General features: G+C 70.5%; 7 protein-coding genes, 1 tRNA gene and 1 pseudogene. All 9 read right to left on the bottom strand.

The annotated features are described in order from the left end of the window. Positions 1-1,009 (bottom strand): annotated as a pseudogene (locus MFF42_RS04305) (acyl-CoA thioesterase); the annotation flags it as partial. Positions 1,010-1,387: 378 nt separating this feature from the next. Then, a tRNA-Gly gene (locus MFF42_RS04300) sits at positions 1,388-1,462 on the bottom strand. Between the two features lie 113 nt (positions 1,463-1,575). After that, a complete protein-coding gene (locus MFF42_RS04295) occupies positions 1,576-2,085 on the bottom strand; it encodes a hypothetical protein (protein ID WP_238254655.1) in 510 nt (169 codons plus the stop codon). A gap of 106 nt (positions 2,086-2,191) precedes the next feature. Then, a complete protein-coding gene (locus tag MFF42_RS04290) occupies positions 2,192-2,854 on the bottom strand; it encodes an HD domain-containing protein (protein WP_238254654.1) in 663 nt (220 codons plus the stop codon). A 58-nt stretch (positions 2,855-2,912) separates the two neighbouring features. Next, complete coding sequence (gene glnT, locus MFF42_RS04285; RefSeq protein WP_238254653.1) at positions 2,913-4,211, bottom strand: type III glutamate--ammonia ligase; 1,299 nt, start codon at positions 4,209-4,211, stop codon at positions 2,913-2,915. 89 nt (positions 4,212-4,300) lie between these two features. Continuing rightward, positions 4,301-5,650, bottom strand: coding sequence for an FMN-binding glutamate synthase family protein (locus tag MFF42_RS04280; RefSeq protein WP_238254652.1), 1,350 nt, complete (start codon positions 5,648-5,650; stop codon positions 4,301-4,303). Beyond that, positions 5,650-6,339, bottom strand: a complete 690-nt coding sequence (locus tag MFF42_RS04275) for a GltB/FmdC/FwdC-like GXGXG domain-containing protein (RefSeq protein ID WP_238254651.1) — start codon at positions 6,337-6,339, stop codon at positions 5,650-5,652. Before MFF42_RS04275 ends, MFF42_RS04280 begins: the two co-directional genes overlap by 1 nt. Then, the gene (locus MFF42_RS04270) at positions 6,339-7,274 is read right to left on the bottom strand and encodes a class II glutamine amidotransferase (protein WP_238254650.1); all 936 of its coding nucleotides are present in this window, start codon (positions 7,272-7,274) and stop codon (positions 6,339-6,341) included. The genes MFF42_RS04275 and MFF42_RS04270 overlap by 1 nt, the downstream gene beginning before the upstream one ends. Before the next feature lie 291 nt (positions 7,275-7,565). Beyond that, on the bottom strand, positions 7,566-8,561 hold the full coding sequence (locus MFF42_RS04265) for a GlxA family transcriptional regulator (protein WP_238254649.1): 996 nt from the start codon (positions 8,559-8,561) through the stop codon (positions 7,566-7,568). Positions 8,562-8,786: the final 225 nt, after the last annotated feature.

Raw genomic sequence — 8,786 nt, 5'->3', positions numbered from 1 at the left:
ATGTACCTGATGGTGCCCCTCCGACGAGGATCGTCGCGAAGGGCACCATCAGGTACATCAGCGAGAGATTGAGCTGGTTCGCGACGACCGCGGCCGTGAAGGCCGCGAGCAGGATCCAGATCGGAGACGACACCAGAGAGGGCGGCACGAAGGCGAGGAGCGGCGAGTTGCTGCGCGTCGTGATCGCGGTCATGAGCCAGCGCGTCGCGCCGTAGAAGCTGTCGATCGTGGTCGCGGCCGCCACGACGGTCCAGATCAGGAAGGCGATCGTCACGCCTGCGAGGTGACCGCGCGCGGTCGCCTGCGCCACGGCGGCGTACGCCCCGGGCAAGCCGTCGAACGAGACGACCGGCTCACCGAGGCCCGAAGCGGAAGCGAGCAGGGCGTTGATCGTCAGCAGGCCGAGAAAGAGGATCGCGCCGGCCGCATAGGCCATCCGGACGGACGTGCCCTCGCGCCGGATCTCGACCGCGCGCTGCCACTGCTGCACGTCCATCCACGGACCGAGCAGAAAGCCGACCAGCGAGGAAAGCGCGAGGCCGTAGAAGCGCTCGTCGAAGGACGACAGCGGAACCCCGGACCCACGGGATCCGCTCTCCAGTCCGGCGAGCACCACGAAGCCGGCGCACACCGCCAGGATCAGGGCGACGCCATGCACGATCTTGATGCGGCGAAGGGGGACCGCGTGTCCGATCGAGCAGGCCACGAGGACGAGCATGACCAGGCCGAGGACGGTGTCCCGCCCGAACAAGGGGGTCCACGCATAGGCGGCAAAGCCGAAGAGCGTGATTGCAACCGCGAGGAACTGACAAGCGAGGAACAGGAGGGCGTAAGGTCCCTGGATCGTCGCCGCGATGGTGTCGGCGCTCCGCCCCGGTGCGCCGAGGACCCAACCAAAGAGGCCGAGGCCAACCGCGTTCGGCAAAGCAAAGGCAAGAAATCCAAGCCATCCATATGTCAGGGTGACGTGGATCGCATAGAAAAAGCCGAGACCCCAGAACCAAGACAAGGCGATCGTTGGCGCCCAAGTCGCTGAGCGAAGGAACTGAGACAGCATTTTGTTTGACGCGTCCGTGATTCGTTCCCGAACCTAGCGAACTGAAACCGCTGCGGGAATATGAAAATGTCGGAACATGCCTCGATGGGAGCCGAACCCTGGTGCGGCGCTCGGCCGACCCACCCCAGCATCTTCTGGCTGTAACGCCTCTCTCGGCCTCAGGTAAGTCCGATGAGGCTCATGCGCTGTCCGAGCGGGCTGAGACGGCTGCAGGATCGGGTGAGGGGTCGGCCCTCGGTCGGCGGTGCCTTCGGTCGCGGACGCCGTCTGGACCATGGAGGCGCGATCGGCGGTGGAGCGTTGAGAAGGCCGACGCCTCAGCGGTCGAGGTGGAGCGGGCGATCGGGATCGAACCGACGACATTCAGCTTGGGAAGCTGACGTTCTACCACTGAACTACGCCCGCATCCGGCCGCTCGCGGAGCGGTGACGCGCCCTCGAGCCGGAGGGTGCTTTCGGAGCGGCAAGGCTTCGAAAAGCACCCCATTTTCATAAGCGATGGCGGGCGCCTGTCCACCCCTAAAATGCGTCCGCGCCGCGGTCCGGCGCCCGCGTGCCGACGCTGCGGCCGGCGATCAGCCAGTAGACGAGCCCGGAGACGGCGCCCGCCGCGAGGAGGATCGCGGCGAGCCGCGCTTCCGCGCCCGCGGCCGCGGAGCCGGCGGCCGGCGGCGGGCCGCCGCGGACGAGCCAGGGCAGGAGCGCCGTGGAGAGGCCCGTCGCGCCGCCGTACCAGACCGGGGAGCGCAACCGAAGCGTCTCGCCGACGAGCGCGGCGAGCGTCGGCGGCAGGATCAGCAGGAGGCCGAGCGCCTGGGCGAAGAGGATCACGGCCATCGCCGCCATGTCCGGCGGAAGGCCCTGCGCGAGATCCGACAGGCCGGCCAGCAGCCCGACGAGGCCGAGCCGGCCCAGCGTCTCGCGGAAGCTCGGATCGAGGAGCACCCCGGCGGCGAGCGTCAGGGCGCCGGCCGGAATGGCCAGGATCAGGGCGAAGGCCGCGAGCAGGAGGCGTCCCAGCAGCCGCATCGGCAGGTCGGATCCCTGTCCCGCGGCGGGTGCCGGCGGGGCGGGGCGAGCGATAGGTCGCCGGGCCGGAACGGGCAAGCCGCCGGCCGCGGATCGCGCCGATCCCCTACGCCCCGCGACCCGTGCCGTCCGGTTCGGCCCTCAGCGCCGCCGCCTCCGCCGCGAGGTTGGCGCGGGCGCCGGCCTCGAACCGCTCGCGGAAGAGGTCGGTCTGATAGAGGTGCGGGCGGGCGAGGAAGCGCTCCAGCACCAGCGCCCGCCCGACCCGCCAGACCGGATCGGGCACGGCGGCGTATTCGCGCCGGATCGCCGCGGCGTAGGTCTCGTAGTCCGGGCGCGGCGCGCCGAGGATCGCCAGATCGAGGTCGAGCATCAGCCGCACCGCCGGATCGGCCTGCGGCGCGTGGTCGGCGGTCGCGCGGATCATCGCCTCCGACCGGGACAGGAGGTCCGGATCCGCGGCCGTCCCGGCGCAGGTTCGCAGCAGGGCGGCGCTGCGCGCCTCGTTGTCCGGCCGGGCCGGATCGTAGATCGCGTCGTGGAAGACGATCGCGAGATCGATCGCGTCGTGGACCGGGCCGGCGAAGGACGCGTGCGGGCGCACCGCGTCGTGCCCGTCGAGCAGCGCCGCGACGTGGCGCCAATCGTGGTAGTGGCGCGCGGCCCCGCCGTAGCCGGCATCGAGCGCCCGCCACGCCTCGTCGATCCCGACGGGACCGACCGCACGGGTCCACAGGGCCTGGAAGCGGCCGCGAAGGTCGGCGGGCACGGCGGGGGTCTCCGTCCGGACAATCGGCCCTGCCCTTACCCCGGCCGCGGGCGGGGGCTCAACAGTCGAGGGTCGTGTCGCGCTCCCACTGGGTCAGGTGGCGGCAGTAATCGTCCCATTCCGAGCGCTTGAGCTTGAGGTAGCTCGGCACGAAGGCGCCGAGCGCCTCGTTGAGGACGGGGCTCGCCTCCAGCGCGCGCAGGGCGTCGAGCAGGTTGAGCGGCAGGCGCTTGACGCCCTCCACGCTGTGCCCGTCGGTGTACATGTTGATGTCGAGGCGCTGGCCCGGATCGCGCTTCTGACGGATGCCGTCGAGGCCGGCGGCGAGGATGCCCGCCTGGAGCAGATAGGGATTGGCCGCCCCGTCGGCGAGACGGAACTCGAAGCGCCCGCCGTCGGGGATGCGGATCATGTGGGTGCGGTTGTTGCCCGTATAGGTCACGGTGTTGGGCGCCCAGGTCGCCCCCGAGGTGGTGCGCGGCGCGTTGATGCGCTTGTAGGAGTTCACGCACGGATTCGTCAGCGCGGCGAGCGCATCGGCGGAGTGGATCAGGCCGCCGATGAAGTGGTAGCCGATCTGCGACAGGCCGATCTCGTCCGAGCGGTCGGCGAAGACGTTCTGGCCGTCGCGCCAGAGCGAGACGTGGGCGTGGCAGCCCGAACCGGTCAGGTCCATGAAGGGCTTGGGCATGAAGGTCGCGCGGAAGCCGTGCTTCTCGGCGATCGAGCGGGTCATGTACTTGAAGAAGGCGTGCCGGTCGGCGGTGATCAGGGCGTCGTCGTAGTCCCAGTTCATCTCGAACTGGCCGTTCGCGTCCTCGTGGTCGTTCTGGTAGGGCTTCCAGCCCAGACTCAGCATCGCGTCGCAGATCTCGGTGATCACCTCGTAGCGGCGCATCAGGGCCGACTGGTCGTAGCAGGGCTTGGTCTGCTTGTCGGCGGTGTCGGCGGGCTCCGAGCCGCAGGGCGTGATCAGGAAGAACTCGCACTCGACGCCGCTCTTCATCTGCAGCCCCTCGCGGGCCGCCTCCTTAATCAGGCGCTTGAGGATGTTGCGCGGGCCCTGCTCGACCGCCTGGCCGCCCATGACGAGGTCGGCGGGCAGCCAGCCGACCTCCGGCTTCCAGGGCAGCTGGATCAGCCCCTCCGGGTCGGGCATGGCCAGGAGGTCGGCGTCGGCCGGGCTCATGTCGAGCCAGGTGGCGAAGCCGGCGAAGCCCGCGCCGTTGCGGCAGGTGCTGGCGATGGCGGCCGCCGGCACCAGCTTGGCGCGCTGGGTGCCGAACAGGTCGGTGTAGGAGACGAGGAAGTACTTGATGCCGCGTTCCCGGGCGGCGACTTCGAGTTCGTGCGTCATTGCAAGAATCCTCCCGGCTTGGTGGTTCGGCCCCATCGCCACAAAAGAAACAGGGCCGCCCTCGACGCCTCGGGAGCGGCCCTCGCAGATCACATGCCGGACGCCGTCGGGTTCTTGCCCGGAATCCAGCTGGTGCCGGCGAGCGGCACCTGCGCCATCGCCGCGGCCTCGATGGTGAGCGCCACCAGATCCTCCGGTTCGAGGTTGTGCAGGTGGCTCTTGCCGCAGGCGCGGGCGATGGTCTGGGCCTCCAGCGTCATCACCGCGAGGTAGTTGGCGAGCCGGCGGCCGGCGAGTTCCGGATCCAGGCGCTTCGAAAGCTCCGGATCCTGAGTCGTGATGCCGGCCGGGTCCTTGCCCTCGTGCCAGTCGTCGTAGGCGCCGGCGGTGGTGCCGAGCGCCTCGTACTCCGCCTGCCAGCGGGGATCGTTGTCGCCGAGCGCGATCAGGGCGGCGGTGCCGATGGCGACCGCGTCGGCGCCGAGTGCCAGCACCTTGGCCACGTCGGCGCCGGAGCGGATGCCGCCGGAGACGACGAGCTGCACCTTGCGGTGGAGGCCGAGATCCTGCAGCGCCTGGACGGCGGGGCGGATCGCGGCGAGCGTCGGGATGCCGACATGCTCGATGAACACGTCCTGGGTCGCGGCGGTGCCGCCCTGCATGCCGTCGAGCACCACCACGTCGGCGCCGGACTTGGCCGCCAGCGCGGTGTCGTAATAGGGACGCGAGGCGCCGACCTTGACGTAGATCGGCTTCTCCCAATCGGTGATCTCGCGCAGCTCCTCGATCTTGATCGCGAGGTCGTCCGGCCCGGTCCAGTCCGGGTGGCGGCAGGCGGAGCGCTGATCGACGCCCGGCGGCAGGCAGCGCATGCCGGCGACGCGCTCGGTGATCTTCTGGCCGAGCAGCATGCCGCCGCCGCCGGGCTTGGCGCCCTGGCCGATGACGACCTCGATGGCGTCGGCCTTGCGCAGGTCGTCCGGGTTCATGCCGTAGCGGGACGGCAGGTACTGGTAGACCAGGGTCTTGGAGTGGCCGCGCTCCTCCGGTGTCATGCCGCCGTCACCGGTGGTGGTGGAGGTGCCGGCGATGGTGGCGCCGCGCCCGAGGGCTTCCTTGGCGTTGGCCGAGAGCGAGCCGAAGCTCATGCCGGCGATGGTGACCGGCGTCTTCAGGTGGATCGGCTTGCTCGCAAAGCGGGAGCCGAGCACCACCTCGGTGCCGCAGCGCTCGCGGTAGCCCTCCAGCGGGTAGCGGCTGATCGAGGCGCCGAGGAACAGGAGGTCGTCGAAATGGGGCAGCGCGCGCTTCGCGCCGGCGCCGCGGATGTCGTATATGCCGGTCGCCGCGGCGCGGCGGATCTCGGACATCACGTCGGGGGTGAAGGTCGCCGACAGGCGCGGCTTGGTGCGCGGCGTGTCCTTGCGGTGCTCGGCCATCAGTAGGCTCCGGCGTTGTCGACGTGGAAGTGGTAGAGGGTGCGGGCCGAGCCGTAGCGGCGGAACTCGCTCGGGTTCACCTCCCCGGCGAGGCCGGCGGCGGCGAGCTTGTCGGCGATTTCCCGCAGGTGCTCGTCGCGCATGGGCTTCTCGACGCAGTCGGCGCCGAGGCTTTTGACCGAGCCGCGCACGTAGAGCTTCGCCTCGTAGAGGGAGTCGCCCAGGGCCTCGCCCGCGTCGCCGAGCACGGTGAGCGTGCCGGCCTGGGCCATGAAGGCCGACATGTGGCCGATCGAGCCCTTCACGACGATATCGACGCCCTTCATCGAGATGCCGCAGCGGGCCCCCGCATTGCCGTCGATGATGAGCATGCCGCCATGCGCCGTGGCGCCGGCCGACTGGCTGGCATCGCCCCGCACGTGGACGAGGCCGGAGATCATGTTCTCGGCCACCCCCACGCCCGCATTGCCGTTGACGAGAACGGTGGCGAGCTTGTTCATGCCGGCGCAATAGTAGCCGACATTGCCCTCGATCTCGACCGAGACCGGCGCGTCGAGCCCGGCGGCGATGGCGTGGCGACCGTCCGGACCGGTGACGGTCCAGTGGGTCTCGTTGGTGTCGGGCCGCAGGGCGTGCAGGGCCCGGTTCAGCTCGCGCAGGGGCGCGGATCGCAGGTCGAAGCTCGGCATTACTGGCGCTCCCCGGAGGCGTGATCGGCGCTGTTGCGCTCCCACGCGTAGACCTTGGCCGGCTCGGGTTCGAACACGCGGGCGGTGTCGATGCCGGGCAGGCCGACCAGCGCCCGGTACTCGGAGCCGAAGGCGACGTAGTCGTCGGTCTCGGCCATCACGGCGGGCTTGCAGGCGATCGGATCGCGCACCACGGCGAAGCCGTTCTCGGTGCCGACCACGAAGGTGAAGAAGCCGTCGAGGTCGGTCAGGCTCGATTCGAGCGCCTGCTTCAGCGAGGCGCCCTCGCGCATGCGCCAGCTGAGGTAGCCGGCGGCGACCTCGGTGTCGTTCTGGGTGGCGAAGCTCAGGCCCTCGTGCCGGAGGCGGCGGCGCAGGTCGTTGTGGTTCGACAGCGAGCCGTTGTGGACGAGGCACTCGTCGGTGCCCGTCGAGAACGGGTGGGCGCCGTTGGTCGTCACCGCGCTCTCGGTGGCCATGCGGGTGTGGCCGATGCCGTGGGTGCCGGACATGTTCTCGAGCGCGAAGCGCTCGGCGACGGAGGCCGGCAGGCCGACCTCCTTGTAGATCTCCATGCGGCGGCCCGCGCTCACCACGTCGATGCCGGGGGCGTTGGCCTTGAGCCAGGCGCGGATGTCGTCCTCGCGCTCCGCGGGCACGGCGAGGACGGTGTGGGTGTCGCGCTCGGTCGCGTCGGCCGAGAGGGACAGCGCCGTCTCCATCTTCGCGACCGCCTCGCGCAGGGCCGCCGCGCCGGGGCCGCGCAGGGTCAGCTTCACCGAAGCCGAACCCGGGACGCCGTCCGAGCCGTAGACCGCGAAGCCCGCGCTGTCGGGGCCGCGATCGGTCATCGTCTCCAGCATCTTGGACAGCATCGCGCCGAGCTGCGGCTCAAGCTTCGGATTCTTGAGGAATAGTCCGACAATACCGCACATCGGCGTCGCCCCGTCCGTTCGTTCCCTTGGGAAAGTGATCGCACGGTGCTGCGGCGCCGTCAACTTTCAAGCACGAAAATTTCCTGTCATGAAACGATCCGGGGTCGGCCACGCCGAGGCTGCTCCGTCTCGGGTGCCGCGACGCGCCGGTTCACATCAGCCGTCCGCCGTCATCGCGAGACGACGCCGAAGCGACCTAGGGCGCAACCTGTCCGGACAGGTCGCGCCGTCTGGATGGCTTCGCTTCCGCTCGCCCAACGGTGTGAGACGGACGAATCGCTCGACCGGCACTCAAGCCTCCGCCCGCCGCTGCCGTCGCCGCTCGGCCCGCGACAGCTCGTCCGCGCTCGCGAAACCCGTCGCGGTGGCGATCTCGGCGCGGCTCAGCGCGCTCTCGCGGCCGAGCTGGTGCGCCCGGTCGAGACGGAGGGCGAGGTAGTGCCGGTGCAGCCCGCGCCCGAGGCCGTCGCGGAACAGGCGCTCCAGCTGCCGCACCGAGACGCGGGCGAGATCGGCCAGGGCCTCGCGGGTGAGCGGGGTTTCGAGGTTCGCCTCCATCGCCGCGAGCACCCGCAACAGGCGCGGGTCGCGCACGCCGAAGCGCTGGCGCAGATCCATCCGCTGCGGGCTCAGGCCCTCGCGGATCTGGTTGTGCAGGAACCAGTCGCTGACGCCCGCGGCGAGCCCGGCGCCGTGGTCGCGGCCGATCAGGTCGAGCATCAGGTCCAGCGCCGCGATGCCGCCGGAGCAGGTGATTCGGTCGCCCTGGATCTCGAACAGCGAGCGAACCACGTCGATCTCGGGGTAGCGCTCCTCGAAGGCCGGGACGTGCTCCCAGTGCAGCGTGCAGCGGCGCCCGGCGAGAAGGCCGGCACGGGCCAGCAGGTAGGGGCCGCCGGAGATGCCGCCGAGGGTCACGCCGTGGCGGGCGAGGCCGCGCAGCCACGCGAACAGGGACGAATCGTCGAACGCCGCCGGGTTGCCGCCAGCGCAGACGAAGACGCGGTCGGCGGGGATTCCCTCCGCGCCCACGGTGACGTCGGTGAGGATGCCGAGCCCGTTCGAGGCCTGCACCAGCCCTCCGCCGGGCGCGGCGTGCCACCAGCGATAGAGCTCGCAGCCCGACAGGGTGTTGGCGGCGCGCAGGGGCTCGACCGCCGCGGTGTAGGCCATCAGCGGAAAGTCCGGCACCAGCACGAACCCGACCGTCCGCGGCGCGGGGGTTTCCGCCCGCGGGGGTTTTCGCCCGGGTCGGGTGCGTCCGGTCGGTTCGTCAACGTCACGCATTTCTGCGCGATCTGCCGGAATCATGTCGCGAAATGCAAGCCCGCCGCTTGCGCCGTCGGCTAACTCTGGAGCGTCAGACGCGAGAATCCTTCGGCGAAGAGCGGATCACCCCATGCGCTATTCCCTGTTCAGTGTCCTGGGGCAGGCCCTGCGCGGCCAGCGGGACTGGACCCCGCAATGGCGCGACGCCGCCCCGCAGGAGGCCTACGACGTGGTGATCGTCGG

Source organism: Methylorubrum podarium (genome assembly GCF_022179745.1).
Taxonomy (GTDB): Bacteria; Pseudomonadota; Alphaproteobacteria; order Rhizobiales; family Beijerinckiaceae; genus Methylobacterium; species Methylobacterium podarium.
Note: the sequence above shows the minus strand (reverse complement) of the source record. Positions and strands in the feature narration are given on the sequence as shown.

Bases quoted from the DNA above. Each gene is read 5' to 3' on its own strand.
- MFF42_RS04295 (WP_238254655.1), bottom strand. From the start codon at position 2,085: ATGCGGCTGCTGGGACGCCTCCTGCTCGCGGCCTTCGCCCTGATCCTG.
- glnT (WP_238254653.1), bottom strand. From the start codon at position 4,211: ATGACGCACGAACTCGAAGTCGCCGCCCGGGAACGCGGCATCAAGTAC.
- MFF42_RS04280 (WP_238254652.1), bottom strand. From the start codon at position 5,650: ATGGCCGAGCACCGCAAGGACACGCCGCGCACCAAGCCGCGCCTGTCG.
- MFF42_RS04275 (WP_238254651.1), bottom strand. From the start codon at position 6,339: ATGCCGAGCTTCGACCTGCGATCCGCGCCCCTGCGCGAGCTGAACCGG.
- MFF42_RS04270 (WP_238254650.1), bottom strand. From the start codon at position 7,274: ATGTGCGGTATTGTCGGACTATTCCTCAAGAATCCGAAGCTTGAGCCG.
- MFF42_RS04265 (WP_238254649.1), bottom strand. From the start codon at position 8,561: ATGCGTGACGTTGACGAACCGACCGGACGCACCCGACCCGGGCGAAAA.